General features: G+C 59.4%; 19 protein-coding genes. All 19 read left to right on the top strand.

Features of this window, described 5'->3' with window-relative positions; genetic code table 11:
* Window positions 1–652: 652 nt before the first annotated feature.
* Entirely contained in the window at window positions 653–973 is a 321-nt protein-coding gene (locus AC1DW2_RS39725; RefSeq protein ID WP_477008758.1) for a hypothetical protein, read from the top strand.
* Window positions 974–1,475: 502 nt separating this feature from the next.
* Window positions 1,476–3,359, top strand: a complete 1,884-nt coding sequence (locus tag AC1DW2_RS39720; RefSeq protein ID WP_477008757.1) for an ABC transporter ATP-binding protein — start codon at window positions 1,476–1,478, stop codon at window positions 3,357–3,359.
* A 139-nt stretch (window positions 3,360–3,498) separates the two neighbouring features.
* The gene (locus AC1DW2_RS39715) at window positions 3,499–4,926 is read left to right on the top strand and encodes a hypothetical protein (RefSeq protein ID WP_477008756.1); all 1,428 of its coding nucleotides are present in this window, start codon (window positions 3,499–3,501) and stop codon (window positions 4,924–4,926) included.
* 489 nt (window positions 4,927–5,415) lie between these two features.
* The gene (locus AC1DW2_RS39710; RefSeq protein WP_477008755.1) at window positions 5,416–6,429 is read left to right on the top strand and encodes a Gfo/Idh/MocA family protein; all 1,014 of its coding nucleotides are present in this window, start codon (window positions 5,416–5,418) and stop codon (window positions 6,427–6,429) included.
* A 13-nt stretch (window positions 6,430–6,442) separates the two neighbouring features.
* Window positions 6,443–7,390, top strand: coding sequence for a Gfo/Idh/MocA family protein (locus AC1DW2_RS39705; RefSeq protein WP_477008754.1), 948 nt, complete (start codon window positions 6,443–6,445; stop codon window positions 7,388–7,390).
* Entirely contained in the window at window positions 7,390–8,838 is a 1,449-nt protein-coding gene (locus AC1DW2_RS39700; RefSeq protein WP_477008753.1) for a hypothetical protein, read from the top strand. Before AC1DW2_RS39705 ends, AC1DW2_RS39700 begins: the two co-directional genes overlap by 1 nt.
* On the top strand, window positions 8,835–9,452 hold the full coding sequence (hisH, locus tag AC1DW2_RS39695; protein WP_477008752.1) for an imidazole glycerol phosphate synthase subunit HisH: 618 nt from the start codon (window positions 8,835–8,837) through the stop codon (window positions 9,450–9,452). Before AC1DW2_RS39700 ends, hisH (AC1DW2_RS39695) begins: the two co-directional genes overlap by 4 nt.
* Window position 9,453: 1 nt before the next feature.
* Entirely contained in the window at window positions 9,454–10,212 is a 759-nt protein-coding gene (locus tag AC1DW2_RS39690) for an AglZ/HisF2 family acetamidino modification protein (RefSeq protein WP_477008751.1), read from the top strand.
* Window positions 10,213–10,286: 74 nt separating this feature from the next.
* On the top strand, window positions 10,287–11,393 hold the full coding sequence (locus tag AC1DW2_RS39685; protein WP_477008750.1) for an N-acetyl sugar amidotransferase: 1,107 nt from the start codon (window positions 10,287–10,289) through the stop codon (window positions 11,391–11,393).
* Between the two features lie 20 nt (window positions 11,394–11,413).
* Window positions 11,414–12,664: a glycosyltransferase family 4 protein gene (locus AC1DW2_RS39680; RefSeq protein WP_477008749.1), complete on the top strand. Its 1,251-nt coding sequence runs from the start codon at window positions 11,414–11,416 to the stop codon at window positions 12,662–12,664.
* Window positions 12,665–12,843: 179 nt separating this feature from the next.
* A complete protein-coding gene (locus AC1DW2_RS39675; RefSeq protein ID WP_477008748.1) occupies window positions 12,844–14,160 on the top strand; it encodes an N-acetyl sugar amidotransferase in 1,317 nt (438 codons plus the stop codon).
* A 26-nt stretch (window positions 14,161–14,186) separates the two neighbouring features.
* On the top strand, window positions 14,187–14,951 hold the full coding sequence (gene hisF, locus AC1DW2_RS39670) for an imidazole glycerol phosphate synthase subunit HisF (RefSeq protein WP_477008747.1): 765 nt from the start codon (window positions 14,187–14,189) through the stop codon (window positions 14,949–14,951).
* Window positions 14,948–15,598, top strand: a complete 651-nt coding sequence (gene hisH, locus AC1DW2_RS39665) for an imidazole glycerol phosphate synthase subunit HisH (protein WP_477008746.1) — start codon at window positions 14,948–14,950, stop codon at window positions 15,596–15,598. Before hisF ends, hisH (AC1DW2_RS39665) begins: the two co-directional genes overlap by 4 nt.
* Before the next feature lie 13 nt (window positions 15,599–15,611).
* The gene (locus AC1DW2_RS39660; protein WP_477008745.1) at window positions 15,612–16,313 is read left to right on the top strand and encodes an acylneuraminate cytidylyltransferase family protein; all 702 of its coding nucleotides are present in this window, start codon (window positions 15,612–15,614) and stop codon (window positions 16,311–16,313) included.
* The gene (neuB, locus tag AC1DW2_RS39655) at window positions 16,310–17,341 is read left to right on the top strand and encodes an N-acetylneuraminate synthase (protein ID WP_477008744.1); all 1,032 of its coding nucleotides are present in this window, start codon (window positions 16,310–16,312) and stop codon (window positions 17,339–17,341) included. Before AC1DW2_RS39660 ends, neuB begins: the two co-directional genes overlap by 4 nt.
* Complete coding sequence (gene neuC / locus AC1DW2_RS39650) at window positions 17,338–18,474, top strand: UDP-N-acetylglucosamine 2-epimerase (RefSeq protein WP_477008743.1); 1,137 nt, start codon at window positions 17,338–17,340, stop codon at window positions 18,472–18,474. The genes neuB and neuC overlap by 4 nt, the downstream gene beginning before the upstream one ends.
* On the top strand, window positions 18,368–19,087 hold the full coding sequence (locus tag AC1DW2_RS39645; protein ID WP_477008742.1) for an acetyltransferase: 720 nt from the start codon (window positions 18,368–18,370) through the stop codon (window positions 19,085–19,087). The genes neuC and AC1DW2_RS39645 overlap by 107 nt, the downstream gene beginning before the upstream one ends.
* Window positions 19,088–19,097: 10 nt before the next feature.
* Entirely contained in the window at window positions 19,098–20,570 is a 1,473-nt protein-coding gene (locus AC1DW2_RS39640) for an aminotransferase class I/II-fold pyridoxal phosphate-dependent enzyme (RefSeq protein ID WP_477008741.1), read from the top strand.
* A gap of 47 nt (window positions 20,571–20,617) precedes the next feature.
* On the top strand, window positions 20,618–21,914 hold a 1,297-nt coding region (locus AC1DW2_RS39635), incomplete at its 3' end, for an SDR family NAD(P)-dependent oxidoreductase (protein WP_477008740.1).

The following is a 21,914-nucleotide window of genomic DNA, read 5'->3' as shown; positions in this document are numbered from 1 at the left end:
GCATTCGTTCCGGCCGTCGCGCTCCTTTAAAATCGTCGACGAGGCGGTTGTCGATACTCCGCTGAAGCGAGCTCAGGCCGCCAGCCAACAGCCTCGGAAAAGAATCTCGTCGTCGCGCGTAGCGCCGCACGTTCCATTATCCCGATGCCGCGGCGGAAGCGGATGCCATCGATCAGATTTAGCGCGTCGTCAACCACGCAGGCTACCAGCGGGCCATGCAGCAGGGCGATCGGCCGATCATGTCGCCCGAACTCGACCGTTGTTGAAGCGATGCGCCGGGCCAAGGACCGCGCGTTCAAGCAGGGCTTCGGAGTCATCCGGCAGGACGAAAACTGTTGATACAGAGTGATCAGGTGCACACAAGGCCCGAACGGCGCTCCGACTTATCTTGGCCTTCTGGGATGCGACCAAGAAAGAGCTCGACGACGCGGACGGCGCGCTGGCGGCGGTCGGGACCGAGCTCGACCGTCACCTTCATAATCGATCGTTGCGAGTGGATTTTTGCTGCGGCTGTCTGCGAGTTCGAGCATCGTAAACGAGCTCAAAGCTGCACGGACATGTGCTGCTGTAGACACAATCGACCGTAAGGAAGGATCGATAGTTTCCACTCTGTAAGGATACATTCTACGCAACATGGCGAAGCGAGTACCAGGTGACCGCCTGTATAATCCTCGAAGAGAGCGATGCGAGTTTCGGGCCGCTCTCTATTGATGCGCGGAATTCGCCCTTCGACCGCAACAAATTCGTCGATCGTTCTGCGGCAAATGTGGCATACTCTCACGCCCACTCCCAAGTGCGCTGTCACCCATCGTTCATCGACGCTCATCGGTATGAAATTATCAACAACCTGCCGATGGTTCGGCTGAAGGCCGAGGCAGTCGATTACCTGGACGTGTCGGCCGGCTGCCAGGAGTGCTTCGGCCAAGTGAGCGGCCGTGTGAGGCATAACCGGGATTGCCGGTGTGCGAGCTGAGGTTGTGGCAGACAACCGGCGGCACAACGGCGGCAACGGTTCGATCGCTCAGCGTTGACATTTATTTCGTGCCCCTGTAGGCGTTTAGCTCGACGTCAAGGGCTTCTAGCCATGAGGATTGTGCAGCTACAGGTCGCCAGCATGGGGCCGGCAAAGCAGGCGAAAGGTAAGCACCGCGATCGCTCGCTTCAGACTCGATCCGCCTCTCTCCGAACCCACTTCGTTCCTGGTTAGAAGGAATGGTCACCTCCGGTAAGAGCGCGGAGCGGCCAAGTCATGAAACGATTGCTGGGAATGTTGCTGATCTAACGACTGAAAACTGCAGAAGCGTCGGCAGGCTTTACCTGTAAGCCGTGGCCTACGCAAGATATGCTGGATGTCGTGGCCCGCGAGGTTGGTGTGTTGCAGTGTGTTCGCTGGCGGAGCGGCTTAAGCAGCCGCCTCTTCTCGGCTAGTGTCGGCTATGTCGGAGGTCCCTTCGGATGGTGCAATAAGGCGTCGCATGCACCGCGCGAAGGAGTTTGGTTTGAGGCTGAACTTGTCAGGTAAATTGCGAGCCTACAAGGACTTGCTGGCGTTACTTTTGCGCTATGGCAAGAGCCATGCCGGCCTCTTGTTGTTGTTCATTTTTCTTGCGGTATTCGTCTCTCTGACCGAGAGCTTTGGGGTATTCTTACTCGTCCCATTGCTTCAGACGATGGGCAAGACAAATGTATTCGCCAGCGTTCCGTTGCTTGGTCGCTTTTCTGAGATATTTGATGTTCTTCCAGTCGGTCAGCGCCTGCTATGGGCTGGCGGGCTTATGGCTATGGTCGTCCTGGTGAGAGGGGTACTCCAATTTACGCAGGAGTTCGTGGGTTACGCGATCCCGCACCGGATCGATTTCCACCTACGCCTTCGTGCCTACTCGGCATTTGTCAGAACCAGCGTGCAGTTCACCGATTCAATCGGCGCAGGTGCTGTGACGAACGTCATGATCAATCAGCCCGCACGTATCGGCATCGCGCTCCGGTTCTTCGCCACCCTACTTGCGAACGGTGCGGTAGTGCTGAGCTACATTCTAGTCTTGTTGATAGTGTCGCCGCTTTTGGTTGTGGTGGCGAGTGTCTACGTGATCGCAGCGACCCTGATCTTCCGGGCAGTGACGACGAGGCTTGTTCATAGTGTCGGCCGGGAACTTTCCCGGGCAACCGAGCTGTTCAGCCAAATTTTCTTCGAGACCTTGAATGGCGCCAAGTTGATTCGGCTCGCTGGAGCAACTCCGGATGTGCAGCGAGACGTAGAATCAGCGGTCGAGAGGCTACAAAAAGCCCGCGACATGACCGTTGCGGTAGAGAACATGACGGTCCCATTCTTCAGTACGATAGGGGGCCTGCTGATCTGCGTCATCGTAATGGGGGTAGGATCATTGCGTGCCGAGACCGCCGCGGAGGCGGTCGGGGTTTTAGTGATTTTCTTTCTATTGCTTTTTCGCATATTAGGGCCGCTGAGCATCATCAGCATTTCGCGCAACAACATTATTATTCACCTTGATGCCTTCAGGGAATTTGACGCGTTTCTGGCGGCCGCAGACGGTGCTCGTGAACGTGACGGGAGCGTCAAACTGGAGAATTTCAACGAGGCGATACGGATTGAAGATTTAAGCTTTTCGTATAATCCGGATGGACCGAAGGTCCTAGAGAAGATCGATCTGGTGGTTCCCAAGGGCCATATGGTTGCCATCGTAGGCCCTTCTGGCGGAGGCAAGTCGACGATCATCAATCTGATCACGCGCCTATACCGGCCGAACTCTGGCCGAATTTTAGTCGACGGTCGTGACTTGAATGACCTTGCGATAGAGTCCTGGTGGGCCCGCCTCGGCGTCGTCGCTCAAGACGTCGTGGTTCTAAACGATACCATTCGTGCAAATCTCAGCTTTGGCTTGCGAACGCAGGTTTCGGAAGATCGGCTGCGCGCGGCGGCGCAACTTGCTGCGATTGGGGACTGGATTGAGGGGCTGCCTGACGGGTATGATACGGCATTAGGAGACAGGGGTTCTCGCCTTTCAGGCGGGCAACGCCAGCGATTAGCCCTCGCGCGCGCGTTTGTCCGCGATCCGGACGTCATTGTCCTTGATGAGGCGACAAGCGCTCTTGATACTCTTACCGAACGAACCATTCAGAGACAGCTTGAGAGTCTTTCGCGCCGAAAGACGATGATCGTAATTGCTCACCGGTTGTCTACGGTAAGACGTGCAGATACTATTTTTCTTCTCCAAGGAGGGCGAGTTGTCGAAACAGGAAGCCACAAAGAGCTCGTCCAAAAGCGGGGGATCTATTGGGAAATGATCGAATCGCAGTCGCTGGACCTTATCGATGATGACGCTCCGGCTGTGAGTGCTAATTGACAGAATGCTCGGTTCGCATCGGCGGATCAGGTCCGCCTATTTCGAGTTCCGGAAGGACGAAAAGCCTATGCGGCCTCTCCGCGTCTTATGCTATGCGGATACGAATACGGCGGTCCCGCACTGCGTTGCGGCGACTGAAATGCTGCGTGCTGAGCTCGGCGCGCAGATCATAATGGTCGTGGATAGAAGTATTCATATCGACAATGCATTCGCAAATTACGAGCTCTATAGGCAAGAAAGCTTATTCTTCATCTCAACACGGTTTGCTAGTCGTTCGAAGGACGCTAGCGATCAGATTAATCAACGGACTGTCGCGACCAAGCCGCGTCGTAGAATTGAGCTGCTTGGGTTTCGTAAAATATTGGCTCGCTCTGAAACGCTGAGGAATGTCTACTCCATATTGCGCAACCCCGCATCACTGCCCAGCCGTGCTCGCTATTGGGCTCGGCGGATCCCGCTGGCGGCCGCGAGTGCCGAGCTCCTTTGGGCATGGCAGAAGGCGCGGAGACTGCGAACATTTCTCCACAAGGTTCGCCCGGATGTAATCATTCTGGCGGAGGACAACGTCGAAACGCTTTCGACGACAATCGTCAATGAAGGCCGCAGGCAGGGTATTCCAAGCGTCATTATTCCGTTTACGATTCCGAATCCTCTGGAACCTGCAAAATCCTATCGTCATCGGGAGCTAAATCAGGTTAGAGGCTTATTGGCTCGACTCGTGAGCCATGTCTTTCCCAAATGGTGCTATCGACTCGATGACCAGAATTTGCTCCGAGTTCCGGCTTTCACTGCCTTAACCTTGGAGGCGTTCGGCCAATCCTCCCCAGCCCCCTGGATACTGAACCGCGGGCAGGCGGCAAGGATCGCACTTGATAGCGAAGCTCAGCGCGATAAGTATTTGCAGCTCGGATTCCCGGCTGGCCAGCTCGCTGTGGTGGGCGACATAAACAGCGCAATTTTGCGCCAGAGTGCCGTCAACAGATCAGAGCTGAGGCTTGAACTTCTGGCCAGGCACGGTTTTGCGCCGGATCGTCCGCTCGTCCTTTGCGGATTTCCTCCCGATCAATTCGGAAGCGAAGATAGAGATTTTGAGTTTCCAAATTATGATGCGCTGATAGATGCTTGGATAGAAAGCTTCAGGGCACTGGCGGGTCTTGCGAACGTTCTGATCAGGCCGCACCCGCGCGTCTCGATCGATCGACTTCAGAAGTTTGCTGCGGAGAACATCCGATTCAGCAGGCAACCGACCGCCGAGCTGATACCGCTATGCGATCTGTATGTTGCGTCGATATCCGCCACCATACGCTGGGCCATCGCTTGCGGAGTCCCGGTGATCAACTACGACACTTATCGCTACCGCTATGACGACTACGAAGAGGTGGGCGGAGTCATTCACGTGGAATCGCTAGTAGATTTTCGTGATCTGCTTGTGCGCTTTGTTGATGATCCATCGTTCGCGGCATCTGTGACCCGGCGACAGCAGAGCGTGATGCATCGTTGGGGAATTCTCGATGAGGAGCTGCCGCGGCGCTTTGCGGCCTTGGTCAGTGAAGTGACAAAGACATGATACGGGCTAGTACCAAGGAGAAACATTTGGACGATCGTGTTGCGATGTCGCCATGTGTTTTTAGGCTTCGTTGCCAGTTCGTGTGGCTTTAGCTCTCTCTCTCTCTCTCTCTCTCTCTCTCTCTCTCTCTCTCTCTCTCTAGCGCATCTTATGAAGATGTGGCTAGGTTCGTGTCGAGGCGCCGCAGGTGCTGTGCGAAATTGCCGAGGAATTCTCTAAAAGTTCGGCGGAACTAAACGTCGATCCGAGTCGAGATCGTCAACGCGATCGCCGTCGTCGTACAAGGCGCCTCTGATCGGAGCGACGGTGCCGACTAGTTGGAGGTTGCGATCAGGCGCTAGCTTGCCGTCCCGCTCCGAGATTAGTCTTCCTGAGCAAGAGACTTAGGTTGTCTTGATCGTTCAATCAGCGTAGCAAAGGCCCGGACTTGGGCCTTCACGCCTTCTTGAAGCTACTTTTCCGAACTTTAGGCCGTAGTCGGAGACTGAGATGAAGATTTGCGTAATCGGCGTTGGGCGCATGGGCCGCAGGCATATTGCCGCGGCCCGCAGTGCTGGTTTCACGCTCGCTGGAGTGTTCGATCAGTCACCAGAGGCGATCGTGACCACGTTCGCCGAGTGCGATGTCGATAAGGCGATCGTATTTGACCAAGCTGAAGGGATGCTAGACGCCGTCCGGCCCGACGCGGTCGTCGTTTCGACGACGGCACCCAGCCATTGCCAATATGTCTGTGCCGCTGCTGCGGCAGGGGCGCGCTACATCTTATGCGAGAAACCGATGGCGTCTTCCCTGGAGGAGTGCGACCGTATGATAGCTGCCTGCCGCGCGGTTGGCGCAAAGCTGGCCGTTAATCACCAGATGCGTTTTATGGAGCAGTACACTAATATCAAGGGCTTAATCGATGCGGCCGAATTCGGTGGGCTGCGGTCGATGGTTGTGACGGCAGGTAATTTCGGCCTCGCCATGAATGGTTCACACTATTTCGAGGCGTTTCGTTATCTGACGGGGGAGTCGATCGCCCAAATTTCGGCCTGGTTCGATCCGAGCAACGTGCCAAACCCCCGCGGCTCCCAATATGTCGACTGCTCGGGCCAGTTGCGTGGCGCGACGGCCTCCGGAGTGCGCCTGCTAATGGAGCTCGGCGGCGATCTCGGCCATGGCATCGAGGTGGTCTATGCTTGCCGCCATGGGCAGATCCTGGTCGACGAACTAGCCGGCCATGTTCGGGCCATTCACCGGCAGGCGGAGTACCGTGATCTTCCCACGACGCGCTATGGCATGCCAGCTGACGAGTTTCAGCGCAAAATTGCGCAGGCGGAAGTCACCGGGCCGACCTTAGCACTCTGGAAGGCGATGTTGGCAGAAGGCTCGTATCCGGACGGCGACAGCGGACGTCACGCCGTAGCGGCCCTGGTGGCGGCCAATATATCGGGGGAGAGCGACGGTCGAGCGGTCGCGCTCACCGGCGGCTTGCCGAGCACGCGGACATTCGCCTGGGCCTGAGGAGAGCAGTATCGTGGTAGAAACAAAAGTCGCCTTTGTCGGTGCGGGTTATATGGCCGAGGAGCATATGCGAGCGTTCGCGGGCCTGCCCGGCGTCGCCATCGCCGGCATCTTCAGTCGCACGCGCACCAGGGCCGAAAGGCTCGCTGCCACCTACCACACGAAAGTCTTCGACTCCGTCGCCGAGCTCTATCAGAAGACGCAGGCCGATCTCGTCGTTGTCACCGTTGTCGAGCTTTCGATGGCGGAGGTCGCCGGCGCCTGCTTCGCCTATCCGTGGACAGTGCTGCTGGAAAAGCCCGCAGGTTATGATCTCGCCGATGCTACGCGGATCCGCGATGCCGCGCGACGCTCCGGCCGCCGCGCTTTCGTCGCGCTCAACCGGCGTGCCTATTCGAGCACGCGCCAGGCGGTTACGGTGCTCTCTAAGGATTCCTCGCCGCGCTTCATTAAAGTAATCGACCAGCAGGACCAGCAGGCGGCTATCGAGGTCAACAAACAACCGGAACTGGTGGCGCGCAACTTCATGTTCGCGAACTCGATCCACCTTATCGACTATTTCCGCGTACTTGGTCGCGGCGAGATCGCCGGTGTCGAGCCGTTGGTGCCTTGGAATCCGCAGGCGCCGGGACTAGTGCTCGCCAAGGTCAATTTCACGAGCGGCGATATTGGTCTTTACGAGGGCGTCTGGAATGGTCCGGGGCCGTGGATCGTCAGCGTCAATACTGCCGACCAGCGCGTCGAGATGCGGCCGCTGGAGCAGATCTCGGTTCAGTTACGAGGTACGCGCACCGTCAACCAGCTCGAGATCGATGCCGATGACAAGACCTTCAAGCCCGGTTTGCGCTATCAGGCCGGGCAGGCGCTGGCGGCCACCCGCGGCGAGCCGGCCAACCTCGCCACTATCGATGACTCCTGGCATTCGATGAAACTTGTCGCGGACATTTTCGGCGTCGCATGATGAATGGGGCTTCCGTCACCCGGTCGGAAGCGGAGGTCGCCTCTATCCTGGAGGATTTCGAGCGCCGCAATGACGCATTCGGGCTGATAGTCGACGACATTTCGCTGTGGCGGCTGCTGCGCTTCGAGATCTCGTTCATCCTTCAGAACCTCGGCTTGCAGCGGCCCTCGGTTCCGACCGGCGAGATCGTAGCAAGCCTGTTCGGCGCGATCCGCCAGTTTGCGGTTGCACCCCGCGAGCTCGATTTTCTCGGCGCGACCGTGACGTCGGCGCTGCGGATGTTCGACGAGCGGGGTTGGCACGACATCTATTTCGACCCAGTAATCGATCAGATTGCTGGGGGCGCCAAGATGCTCTATGCCGATGCCCGCGGCTTCGCCCAGAACGAAAGGCATGCCTACCGCAAGCCCGTGTTCAGCGACACCTCTGTGGTCGCCGTGAGCGCGGCGCTTGGTCGGCTTTTTCCCGCCAGGGACGATCCAGCGTTCCGGCGGCTTTCCGAGCTCATTGAGAAAGATCTCAAGCTTCCCGAGTTCTCGGCGGAGCGGATCCGCCGCAAGTTCAGCGTCCTAAAGTGGCGGGTTCGGCTCTACCGTCTCGTGCTAAAAAGGCTCCGACCGCGCTGCTTGCTGGTTCCAAATTCCGGGCAGTTCGCGCTATTTTTGGCGGCCAACAGTCTCGGTATCCCGTTCATCGAAATGCAGCATGGAATCTTCAGCGACAAGCATCCCGACAACCTTACCGGCGAGGCGCTTAGCTGCGACCAGCGAGCCGTCATGCTGCCCGAGCTGCTCACCGTCTATGGCGCCTACTGGATGAAGCTCCTAGAACATTCCGCGCTCGGCAGGCTCGGCCGGATTCGCCCGATCGGCGCTCCCATGATCGAAGCCAGCCGGGGCTTGCGCGAGCGACGGTTTGTCGCCGATCCGGCCAAGCCGGTCTTGACGCTAACCTCGCAGGGCATCGCTGCCGAGCGACTTGCTGATTTCGTTGCCGACTTCCTCAAGCTTTGTTCCTGCCGATTCGAACTCAATATTCGCCTGCATCCCGGATATGAGGCGGACGCCAGCCACTATGGCGCGAGGTTTTCTGGAGACCCGCGCGTGGTGCTGTGGCAGGGAAATTCGAAACCGGACACGTTCGAGATGATCGCGATGTCGGACCTCCATCTCAGCATCTCCTCAGCGTGTCATTTCGAGGCGCTCGGCATCGGAACGCCGACCGCGATCATCACCCTGCCGAGTCACGAACTCGTGCGCGACCTTGCCGAGTGCGGCGACGCCCTCTTGATCCAGAGCCCGCAGGCGCTGGCCGACCTAGTCGCAAGCGGCGGCTGGGGTGCGGTGCCTGCACAAACCTCCGACTACTACTTCCACAGCAACCATGTTGCGAGCCTGCGCGCCGTCCTCGAGGAATGTGCCTCGCCTCGTACAGGCAGCGTCCAGTGATTACCATCGTCGACTACGGCACCAGCAATCTCGGCTCGATGCGGAACATGCTGAAGAAACTTGGCGCCGCCTCCAGGATTGCGTCCGTTCCGCAGGATCTGGCGGACGCAACTAAGATCATCGTGCCGGGCGTCGGCGCGTTTGATGCCGGCATGCGCAAGCTACAGCAATCGGGCATGGTTCCGGCGTTGAACCAGAAGGTACTGATGGAGCGGGTCCCGACGCTCGGCGTGTGTCTCGGCATGCAGCTGATGACGGAGGGCAGCGAGGAGGGCGAGCTCTCCGGGCTTGGCTGGATCGAGGCCCGTGCCAAGCGCTTCGACCAAGCGTCGGATCCCGAAATCAAGGTCCCGCACATGGGCTGGAACGAGGTGACCGCGGTCAAGCCGTCGGCGCTGACCGCGCAATTCCCGTCAGAGCCGCGATTTTATTTCGCGCACTCCTTCCACGTCATCTGCCGCAAGGCCGATGACGTGCTGCTGACGTTCGTCTATGGCGCCAACATCTTTACCGCCGCGTTCCAGCGCGACAATTTGATCGGTGCACAGTTCCATCCCGAGAAGAGCCACCGCTTCGGCATGGCGCTCCTCAGGAATTTTGTCGAGCAGTTCTGAGATGCGCCGAACGCGCGTTATTCCGACACTGCTGCTCCGCGGCGCGGGCCTCGTGAAGACGACCGCCTTCCGCAATCCGGTCTATGTCGGCGACCCCATCAACGCGATCCGCATCTTCAACGACAAGGAGGTCGACGAGCTTGTCCTGCTGGACATCACGGCCTCGCGCAGCGGGAAGGGGCCGGCCTTCGCGACCATCGAGAGTATCTCCAGCGAATGCTTCATGCCGGTCGCCTATGGTGGCGGGATCAGCTCGATCGAGCACATCAGGAAGATCCTCGCCACGGGGATCGAAAAGGTCGTGATCAACACCGCGGCGCTGCGCCATCCCGAACTCGTGCGCGAGGCGGCGCGTGAGTTCGGCAGCCAGGCCATCGCGGTCTCGATTGACGTCAAGCGTAGGCTGTTCGGCCGCTACGAGGTCTATGGGGAGGGCGGCTTGAGGGCGACCGGCCACGATCCGGTGGCCTATGCCAAAAAGATGCAGGAGCTCGGCGCCGGCGAAATCCTGCTCGCCTCCATCGACCGCGATGGCACGATGAACGGCTATGACGTTGACCTGGTGTCGCGGGTTGCGGCGGCCGTCGGCGTCCCCGTGATTGCGTCGGGCGGGGCCGGCAAGGTCACGGATTTCAGCGCGGCGAGGCAGGCAGGCGCCGCGGCAGTTGCGGCGGGCGCTATGTTCGTGTTTCACGGTCCCCACCGGGCAGTGTTGATCACCTATCCGTCGCAGGCAGAGTTGTCGGCCGCCCTGAATTAAGTGATATCAATGGTCCCGGATGCCGAAAGAAAGCAGCATCCTGCCGCCCCGCCTGCAAGGAACCAACAGACACGATGGCAATCTGTACCCGCTGCATCATGGATACGACTGATCCGGACATCGTTTTCGATGCGGAGGGGATCTGCAATCATTGCCATCGCTACGAGGTGGTCGCTCGACAGCGGATCATTCCGCCCGCTGAGCGCGAGGAGCGGCTTGCCCGGCTGGTGGCCGAGCTCAGGCAGGCGGGCAAGGGTAAGCCCTATGACTGCGTCATTGGCGTGAGCGGCGGCGTCGACAGCACCTATGTCGCCTGGCTGGTTAAAGATTTGGGACTGCGGCCACTGGCGGTCCATCTCGATAATGGCTGGAACTCCGAGCTGGCGGTGGCCAACATCGAGAAGACACTCAAGACGCTCGGCATCGACCTCTATACCCATGTGATCGACTGGGAGGAGTTTCGCGACCTGCAAATTTCGTTCCTGAAGGCCTCCACCCCGGACGGCGAGGTGCCGACCGACCATGCGATATGGGCGCTGCTCTACCAGATCGCCGCCAGGCACGGGCTAAAGCACATCATCACCGGCACTAACGTCGTGTCGGAGGCGATCCTGCCGGAGAAATGGGGCTACGGCTATTTCGACTGGTCGTATGTGAAGGACGTCCACGATCGGTTCGGCAGCGCGAGGCTTTCCACCTATCCCCACTTCTCGTTGCCCCTGTTGTTCTACTACGTCTTTCTGCGGCGTATCCGCATGGTTTCGATCCTGAATTTCATCGACTACAACAAGCAGCAGGCAATGGAGGTTCTGCAGAAGCAGCTCGGTTGGGTCTACTACGGCGGCAAACACTATGAATCGATTTACACGAGGTTTTACCAAGCCTATGTGCTGCCCCGGAAGTTCGACATCGACAAGCGCAAGGCGCATTATTCAAACCTCGTTTTGTCGGGTCAGATGCGTCGCGCCGAGGCGCTGGAAGCGATGAAAGCGCCCGTTTACCCGTCGGACCTTCTGGAGGAAGACCGTCAATACGCGCTCAAGAAGCTCGAGCTCGACGAAGCTGCTTTCGCCGACTTCATGGCGGCGGCGCGCCGGACGTTCCTGGATTATCGAACCAACCACGGCCTGTTCGAGCTGGCGAAGAAGCTCGTGAACACGTCGCGCAAGTTGATCGGCTAGGCCACTTTGATGAACCAGCCATGAGAGTCCTTTACATCCACATGACGGGCGCTTTCGCCGGCGGATGCCGCAGCCTCTACGAGGCGGTGCGGGCGCTTCCCGAGGGAGAGGTCCAGTCGTTCTTCGTCGCCCCACGCGGGAGCGTCCACGATTTTTTCGCCAAGATTGGCGAGGTGATCGACACATGGGGGATGAGCCAGTTCGACAACACCCGTTACAGCTACTATCGCGGCCTGCGCTGGCTGGTCGTGCTGCGCGAACTGGTGTTCCTTGCGTCGACAATGCTGGCGCTGCGTCGCGCCCACCGGCGCTGGAAAAGCGTCGATCTCATTCATGTGAACGAGATCACGGGGATCGTGCCGTGGCTGATCGCGCGGCGCCTGTTCAAGGCCCCGGTCATCGTGCACGTGCGTTCGGTCGTCCGCAATGACGCTGGCTCGCTGCGAACGCGGTTGATCAATGCGCTGCTGCGCGATAAGGCCGATGCGGTCATCGCTATTGACGAGACCGTCCGGGGCAGCCTGCCGCCAGAGCTTGCCGTTGACGTTATCCACAATTCATTCTCGCTTCCCCGTAAATATACGGATAGGAGCTTTGCCGATCGGCTCAGCCTGAGGCCGGGGTCGTTCAAGGTCGGCTTCGTCGGGAATCTGCTGCGCGTTAAGGGCATATTCGAGCTGATCGAGGCCGCGCGCCTGACGCGGGAGCAGGGCCTCGACGCCGAATTCATCATCGTCGGTTCCGACGCAGGGCGCTCGGGCACGCTGTGGTCGCGCCTTCTCAACCGGCTGAAGCTCGGCCAAGACGTCGGTAGTGAGGTGCGGGCGAAACTTGCCGAATATGGGCTTGAGGACCGGGTCCATATGGCGGGCTTCACGACCGATGTCGCGCAAGCCTATTCCTGCATGGACGTCCTGTGTTTCCCTTCGCACTATGATGCGCCCGGGCGGCCGATCTTCGAGGCAGCCTTCCTCAGCATCCCGAGCATTGTGACGGTCAGGCGGCCCACACCGGATACGCTGGTGGATGGGGTGACCGGAGTCGCGGTGCCACCGCGCGACGCAGCAGCCTTGGCGAACGCAATCGCCTCGCTTGCCGCCGATCGGGGCCGTGCCGCCCGGATGGGCGCGGCTGCTCATGAATTGGCCGTTTCTAATTTTCTGCCCCAGCGGAACAGCATGAAACTGTTCGCGCTCTACAAGCGGGCACTGACACAGGCGGCGGGACGCCAAAAACCGGGCGAATCGCGCGTTTCCAGCGCTCAGTCCTAGTCCCGCGGGGCGGGACTGATGGCCCCCCGGAGGCCCGGATATTGCTTTGCAATATCTATTGGTTTTTCCACTGCTGATGGCCTAAAAGGCGGCCTACAGCCCAAATCGGTGGCGCTGGCGGTCAGCCGGTCGTTTTCCGGCAGCCGGACCGTTACGGCGTTCCAGACTCAGAGGTTTCTATGGATAGGATTCCCGCCCCGCGTGATGTCGACAAATCGCAATTTGCGCCGGACGCGGTCAATCCGACCACCAAATATGGTCTTCCGAAACAGCTCGTGTACTGTAAGCGCTGCGTGATCTCTAACCAGCGCCCGAACTCCGCGGTCGAGTACGAGCACACCAAAGACAGCAAGAAGAAGACCATCAATTTCGACTCCGATGGAATCTGCGACGCCTGCCGCTTCGCCGAGAAAAAGAACGGTAGCATCGACTGGGAGGAGCGCGAGCGAAGGCTGCGCGACCTGCTCGACCAGCACCGCAGCCGCAACGGCAACTATGACTGCATCGTGCCTGGGTCTGGCGGCAAGGACAGCTTCTATGCCTCGCACATCCTCCGCACCAAATATGGCATGCATCCCCTGACGGTGACGTGGGCTCCGCACATCTATACCGACTGGGGCTGGAAGAATTTCCAGAGCTGGATCCATGCTGGTCATGACAACTTGTTGATGACCCCAAACGGACGCGTGCATCGGCTGCTCACGCGGCTTGCCGTCGATCTATTGTTTCACCCATTCCAAGCCTTTATGTTCGGGCAGAAGTCGCTCGCGCCGAGGATGGCGCTCTTGCACAAGATTCCGCTCGTGATCTACGGCGAGAATGAAGCCGAATACGGCAATCCGATCGGCGATACTGATACCGCCAAGCGAGATTGGTCTTACTTCACCTCGGCCGATCAATCAAATATCTATCTCGGCGGTGTCTCTATTGCCGACCTGAAGAGCCAGTTCGGCGTCGAGCACCAGGACCTATTGCCCTATTTGCCTGCCGATCCGAACGAGATCGAACGTCAGAAGGTCGAGGTGCACTATCTTGGCTATTATCTGAAATGGCATCCGCAGAGCTGCTACTATTACGCCGTCGAGCACGGGGGCTTTCAAGCTTCGCCGGAGCGCACTGCGGGTACCTACAGCAAGTACAACAGCATCGACGATCGCATTGACGACTTCCACTACTACACGACGGGCGTGAAGTTCGGCATCGGGCGCGCCAGCTACGATGCCTCGCAGGAGATACGTTCGGGCGACATCGACCGCGACGAGGGTGTCGCGCTAGTCAAACGTTTCGATCACGAATTTCCGGCGCGCTTCGCCGAGGAGATCTACCGCTATCTGAGCATTCCGGCCAAGGAGTTTCCGGAGGCCAGTAGGATGTTCGAAGAGCCTATTTTGACCGAGCAGTATTTCCATCGGCTTGCCGACAACTTCCGTTCGCCGCACCTGTGGAAATGGGCCGGCAATAGCTGGCAACTGCGCCATGCCGTCCAAGACGAATAGTTCTAAAGAACCGGGCACGTGATCGCGTGAGCAATCTCAGAATCATTCCTCGGCTCGACATTAAGGGCAAGAACCTCATCAAGGGCGTGCAGCTCGAGGGGCTTCGCGTGATAGGAGACCCGCAGGAATATGCGCTGAAATACTATCGGGGCGGCGCGGACGAGCTCGTCTATATGGACATCGTCGCGAGCCTCTACGGGCGCAACAACCTTAGCGACATTATCCGCCGCGCCGCCGATCAAGTCTTCATCCCGATCACAGTCGGTGGAGGCATCCGCTCTGTAGACGACGCCCGGCACATTCTGCGATCGGGCGCTGACAAGGTTGCCATCAATACCGCCGCCATTGCCCGCCCGGAGCTCGTCAGCGAGGTGGCGCGACATTTCGGCTCCCAAGCGATGGTATTGTCGATCGAGGCCAAGCAGGTCGCGCCGGGCAAATGGGAGGCCTACACTGACAACGGCCGGGAGCGGACCGGGCTCGACGTCCTCGAATGGGTGCGCAAGGGAGTCGAGAAGGGGGCTGGGGAGATCCTTCTAACGTCAGTAGACCGGGAAGGCACCCGCAAGGGCTACGACATCGAGTTGATCCGCCGCGTCAGCGAGGGCGTCACGGTGCCGGTGATCGCCAGCGGCGGTATGGGGTCGATTGACGATTTCCTGCAAGCGGCACAGCGGGGGCGCGCCGATGGCGTTTCGATGGCGGACGTGTTGCATTACGATCGGCTTGCGATTAGCGATATCCGAGCCGCGGCGCTTAATGCCGGGCTTTCCGTGAGGCATATGCAGTGACGACGCGGAAGATCACCCTGCTCGACTACGGCATGTGTAATATGCTGAATGTGGCGCGTGCGCTGGAATATGCTGGCGCCGATGTGATCGTCACCGAGGACCCGAAGGATGCCGTCGCTGCCGAACGGCTGGTGGTGCCGGGGGTCGGCGCTTTTTCCGAATGCATGCGTGCTGTGAACGATCTCGGCCTAGGCGACGCGATCCGCCGATTCGTTGGCTCCGGTCGCCCCATGCTCGGCATCTGCGTTGGCATGCAGATACTATTCGATGCGAGCGAAGAATTCGGTGAGACGCCGGGGCTTGGCGTCCTGCCAGGCCGTGTCCGGATGGTGCCGAGCACCACGACGAATGGTACCGCACAGCGGGTGCCGCATATCGGCTGGAATCACCTGATTGAGCCGGAAGCGGGCCGCGCGTGGACCGACACGCTGCTGCGGCCCTTCGGCGTGCAGGGACCAGCGGTGTATTTCGTGCATTCGTTTGCCGCACAGCCGGCGCAGGAGAGCGACCGGCTCGCCGATTGCAATTATGGCGGCCATCGGATCAGCGCGATGGTCAAGCGGGACAACGTGACCGCGACCCAGTTCCATCCCGAACGCAGCGGCACGGTCGGACTTGGCATGCTCAAAGAATTCCTGTCGCAATAGCACGGTCTAACCAGTGAAGACGCTCGCTGTCATCCCGGCTCGCGGCGGCTCGAAGCGCCTGCCCGGCAAAAATGTGAGGTGCTTTCTCGGCGTTCCCCTGATCGCCTGGTCAATCCGCTTTGCCAAGACACTCGGCCGTTTCAATAAGATCGTGGTCTCTACCGATTCTGAAGAGATTAGCGCGGCTGCTCGCTCGGAAGGCATCGAAGTTCCCAATCTGCGACCTGATGGATTGGCCTCAGACTCGGCCAGCACTGCGGACGTGGTAATTGATGTTCTGACACGCGAGCGCCGCGAGGGGCGGTCCTACGAGCTCGTCGCTTTGCTGCAGCCGACATCGCCAGTGCGCGAATCTTCGCGCTGGCACGAAGCCTTCGCGCATATGGAGCGCGGCGATGGCGATGCCGTGATTGGCGTCGCGCCCGCGCATCCCCATCCCCTTCACGTCTTTCACTGGGGGGAAGGCGGTAGGCTTCTGCCGTTTGTCGACGCGGGAGGAACGAAGCTGCGTTCGCAAGATCTGCCACCCGCCGTGCATGTCGCAGGCAACATGTACCTGATCCGGACTTCCGTGCTAGAAGCGGAGCGTACCTTCTTTCCACCCCGGACCGTCGGCGTGCTCTGCGATCAGCCCCACGAGGCGGTTGATATTGACACCGAGGCGGATTGGATCACTGCCGAAGCATTGGCTCGACACTACGGCAAATTGCCATGAAGACTTTCATCATCGCTGAGGCTGGCGTCAATCACAACGGCGACGAGGCAAAAGCCTTGGCGCTGGTCGAGGCGGCTGCAAAAAGCGGTGCCGACGCGGTAAAGTTCCAGACCTTTTCCGCCGACAAGCTGACGCGCAAGGGCGCTGCGAAGGCAGAGTATCAGAAAAAGGCGACTGGCGCTGGCGATCAGTACAGCATGCTAAAGGCGCTTGAGATGTCCGAGTTGCTCCATGAGCGTTTATTCTCGGAATGCGAGAAACTCGGCATCGAGTTCATGTCGACCGCCTTCGACGAGGAAGCGCTCGATTTTCTGGTCAAGCTCGGCGTCCGGCGCATCAAGGTGCCCTCCGGCGAGATCACCAACGTTTTGCTGCTGCGGCACATGGCCTCCAAGGCGCTACCGCTGATCGTCTCGACGGGGATGGCGGAGCTCAGCGAAGTGGTCGGCGCGGTCGACGTGATCCGCGCCGAGCGGACTGCGCGTGGCTACGACGAGCCGATGGCCGACGTGGTGACGATCCTGCACTGCACGTCGAACTATCCGGCTGAGAATACTGACGTCAATCTGCGCGCGATGACCACGATGGCTCGAGCCACGGGGCTGCCTGTGGGCTATTCCGACCATACGATGGGCGTTGCGGTTTCCACCGGCGCGGTCGCGCTTGGCGCCGTTGTCATCGAGAAGCATTTTACGCTCGATCGCAACCTACCAGGTCCCGATCATAAGGCTTCTCTTGAGCCGGATCAGCTTGCAGCCATGGTGCGGCAGATCCGTGACGTCGAAGCGGCGCTCGGCTCCGATATCAAGGCGCCGACCTCGTCCGAATTACCGGTTCGGGACCTCGTGCGCCGCAGCGTTACCACCGTGCGTGCTATCGATGCCGGCGCCCCGATCGCCCGAGAGGATATCGCCTTGATGCGGCCAGGAACCGGCATTGCGCCGGCCGACTTCGAAAGGGTGATCGGACGGAAATCGGCCCGCGCGATCGCCGAAGGCGAGACGCTGACTTGGTCGGACATCGCATGAAGCGGCGTAAAATATGTTACATCACCGGTGCCCGCGCCGATTTCGGCCTGATGCAGTCGACTCTGGAATGCATCCACAAGTCTGACGCGCTCGAGCTGGCGATCGTGGTTTCTGGCATGCACCTGCAGGCGGAACATGGGCTCACCGTCGCGGCAATTGAGGAGGCCGGTCTTCCAATTGCCGAGCGCGTCGCAGTCGAGGAGGGAGTGCCATCCGGCGCGCTTATGGCCAGAAATATCGGACGGATGCTGATCGGATTCGTAGGTGCACTGGAGGCGGTTCGGCCGGACATCGTTGTCGTGCTTGGCGACCGCGGCGAGATGCTGGCAGGCGTAATAGCTGCAATCCATCTCAACATTCCAGTTGCTCATATCCACGGGGGGGAGCGGTCCGGCACTATCGACGAGCCCGTGCGGCATGCTATCTCGAAGCTTGCCCATTTTCATCTGGTGGCAACTGACGAAAGCAGAGAGCGCCTGATCCGCATGGGTGAAGCTGCTGACAAAGTCTTTGTCGTTGGGGCGCCTGGGTTGGATGACCTCACCAAGGTCGCGCTTGCCGGTCGCAATGATCTGTGCAGCGAGATTGGTTTCGATCCACGGCGGCCGCTCGGCCTCCTCGTCTATCACCCAGTGCTCCAAGAGGCCGATCGGTCGGAAAATGACACTAAGAGCTTGATCGACGCGCTCTGTGAGAAAGGCATTCAGGTTATCGCGCTCAAGCCTAATTCTGATGCGGGGAGCATGGGAGTGAGGAAAGTGCTTGAGGCGCATGCAGAGCTAGGTGCAATTCATCTCGCCACCCACTTGCGCCGAGCGGGGTTTCTTTCATGGCTAGCTGCAGTCGATCTGCTGGTGGGAAACTCGAGCAGCGGAATTATTGAAGCTGCGAGTTTCGGTACGCCAGTCGTCAACGTCGGATCACGGCAAAACCTGCGTCAACGTAATACCAATGTGTTCGACTGCACCACTAGTCGCGCAGATCTAGAACAAACGATCGCGGCCGCCCTAGCCGCCTCTCGGTTTGATGGAACCAACGTCTACGGCGACGGCCGATCGGGTGAACGCATTGTCGCTTTGCTCGCCKGTTTCGATCTTGCCACAGCTTCTATGGCAAAAGCTAATGCCTACTGATCAGCTCTTCCTAGTCGGTGCCGGCGGCCATGGTATAGTTGTACTGGACGCGCTGCTTTCGTGTGGAATGCAAGCAGAGATTTGCGTGCTCGACGGGTCCGCAAGCCAGATCGGGAAAGGTATTCTGGGTCTAATCGTGCAGCGCTTCGATCCGGCCGTTAACATGGTAGGCCAGCACTTTCACGTGTCGATCGGCGGAAATGAAACCCGGGCCAAGATATTCGATGGTCTGAAGGCGGGCGGCGGCTCGCCGTCAACCATCATTCATCCGGCGGCAACAATCGCTCGTAGCGCCAGCGTTGGCGACGGAACGTTCGTAGCCGCCCGTGCCGTCATTGCGCCGGCGGCTACCGTTGGCGAAGGGGTGATTGTCAACCATGGCGCCATCGTTGATCATGAATGCGCGGTCGGCAATTATTGTCACGTTGCGCCTGGCGCAACGCTGGCGGGCAATGTGCGGCTCGGGTCGCGGGTTTTCATTGGCGCAGGAGCGAATATACTTCCCGGCGTCACGATTGGCGAGGGCGCGACTATAGGCGCTGGCGCCGCTGTTACTGTCAACGTACCACCTGGAACGACTTATGTGGGCGTACCGGCCCGCAAGATACGCTGAGGACGGTCGCTTGGATATTTCGAGAATTTGCATCACTCGCCAGTCTACGGTGCGCGACGCGCTTGATATGCTCGATCGCAGTGGTCTCGGCGTCCTGCTTCTCGTGAAGGATGATCGCCAATTCGAGCGCACCGTCACGGATGGCGACCTGCGCAGGTTGCTGTTAGAGGGCGCTTCGCTAGACCAGACGCTCGTGATCGTCTCGGAGCGCCGATCAATTATGGCGCCGGAAAATTGGACTCGGCGCGGCGCGCTGCAATTGATGCAGAAACACACGATTGACCATCTTCCGGTTGTCGACGCATCCGGAAAGGTAGTCGATCTCGTCGAACGGCGTGGCATCGACGAGCAGATTTTGCTCTCGACGCCGCACATGGGAGACTCTGAAAGGGATTTTGTAGAGGAAGCATTCCGAACTAATTGGATCGCGCCTCTTGGCCCGAACGTCGATGCTTTCGAGAGTGAGCTTGCCAAGGTAGTCGGTGTCGAGAATGCTGTCGCATTGAGCTCTGGGACTGCCGCGATCCATCTCGCGTTGGTCCTTTTGGGCGTCGGCCAAGGTGATTGCGTCTTCTGCTCGTCGCTAACTTTTGCAGCGAGTGTAAATCCTATTGTTTACCAGAATGCTGAACCCGTATTGATTGATTCCGAGCCAAATAGTTGGAACATGTCGCCTGTTGCGCTTGAACGAGCGCTGGAGACGGCGCGGAAAAATGGACATCTGCCGAAGGCGATCATAGTCGTCAACCTGTATGGCCAAAGCGCGGATATGGGTCCTCTCGCGGCATTGTGCGACAAATATGGTGTCCCGATGATAGAGGACGCGGCGGAATCGCTTGGAGCCAAATATCAAGGGCGGCATTCCGGCACGTTTGGACGAATCGGCATTTATTCATTCAATGGAAATAAGATCATAACGACTTCTGGCGGCGGTATGCTTGTTACGTCCGAAAAGGAGCTTGCCGACCGAGCGCGCTTTCTGGCAACGCAGGCTCGCGATCCTGCACCCCACTATCAGCATAGCGTAATCGGCTACAATTATCGCATGAGCAATATTCTTGCTGGGGTCGGGCGAGGGCAGCTTAAGGTTCTTGATCGGCGTGTTGAGGCTCGGCGGGCAATCTTTCGTCGCTACTCAGAGGCATTCTCTAACGAGGATTGGATCCGGCTTATGCCAGAGCCCGAATGGAGCTTCTCTACGCATTGGATATCAGCTGCTTGCGTCGCATCGGATGCACGAACTACTGGTCCAGTCCTCGTTCAGCACTTATCAGATGAGCTTATCGAGGCTCGCCCAGTTTGGAAGCCGATGCATCTTCAGCCGGTCTTCGCGCAGGCCACTTATTTTTCACATGGAAACACTTCTGTGTCAGATGACCTCTTTGAGCGTGGCATCTGTTTGCCGTCCGGTTCGAGTCTTACTATGGAACAGGTTGATCGGGTTGCAGAGGCTGTGTTGAAGATTGGCAGACGATTGGCGTAGTGGTCTTGGTGTCCGATCTTTCCATGTTATTGGTTTTAGAAATATAGATGACGCGCCTTTCGCATCTGACTCTGCGCAAACTCCTCATCGCGCTCCACGACCTGCTGGCGACCACGGCGGCGCTGTTCGCAGCCTTCTACCTGCGTTTCGAGGGCGGCGACGGCTTCTTCGACCGCCTGCCGCTGCTGTTCCAGATCCTGCCCTACTTCCTCGCTTTCAGCCTGGTCGTGTTCTTCATCTTGAACCTGACCGATACAAAGTGGCGCTTCATCTCGCTGCCTGACGCGCTGAACATCATCCAGGTCGCGACCGTGCTGACGGTGGCGCTCCTTGTCCTCGACTACGTGTTCGTCTCCCCCAACGTCCGCGGTGCCTTCTTTCTCGGCAAGGTGACGATCGTCCTCTACTGGTTCCTTGAAATTTCCTTCCTCAGCGCGCTGCGCCTGGCCTATCGCTATTTCCGCTATACCCGCGTGCGCCGCCACGCGCGGATCGACGATGCCGCGCCGACGCTGCTGATCGGCCGCGCCGCGGATGCCGAGGTGCTGCTGCGCGGCATCGAGAGCGGGGCGATCAAGCGCATCTGGCCGGTGGGCGTGCTGTCGCCATCGCGCGCGGACCGCGGCCAAACCATCCGCAACGTACCGGTGCTGGGCGACATCGACGACATCGAGGACGTCGTCGGCGACTTCGCCAAACGCGACAAGGCGATCGCGCGCCTGGTGATGACGCCGTCCGCGTTCGAGCCGGACGCTCATCCGGAATCGATCCTGATGCGCGCGCGCAAGYTRGGKGTGATCGTCAAYCGCATGCCCTCGCTGGAGAGCGGCGATRCGCCGCGCCTCACGGCCGTCGCGGTCGAGGACCTCCTGCTGCGGCCGAGCGAAAAGATCGACTATGCGCGGCTCGAAGCGCTGATCAAGGRCAAGGCTGTCATCGTCACCGGCGGCGGCGGATCGATCGGGTCCGAGATCTGCGAGCGCGTTGTCGCCTTCGGCGCCGCGCGCCTCCTGATCGTGGAAAATTCCGAGCCGGCGCTCTACGCGGTCACGGAGACGCTGGCTGCGCAGGGCGCTGCGGCCGCGATCGAGGGGCGGATCGCCGACATCCGCGATCGCGAGCGCATCATCCGCCTGATGGCGGAGTTCAAGCCGGACATCGTGTTCCATGCCGCCGCGCTCAAGCACGTGCCGATCCTGGAGCGCGACTGGAGCGAGGGCGTCAAGACCAACATCTTCGGCTCGATCAACGTTGCCGATGCGGCGCACGGCGCCGGCGCCGAAGCCATGGTGATGATCTCGACCGACAAGGCGATCGAGCCGGTGTCGATGCTCGGCCTCACCA

The organism is Bradyrhizobium sp. P3_C3, from assembly GCF_056402655.1.
This window is presented reverse-complemented; position numbering and strand designations above follow the sequence as displayed.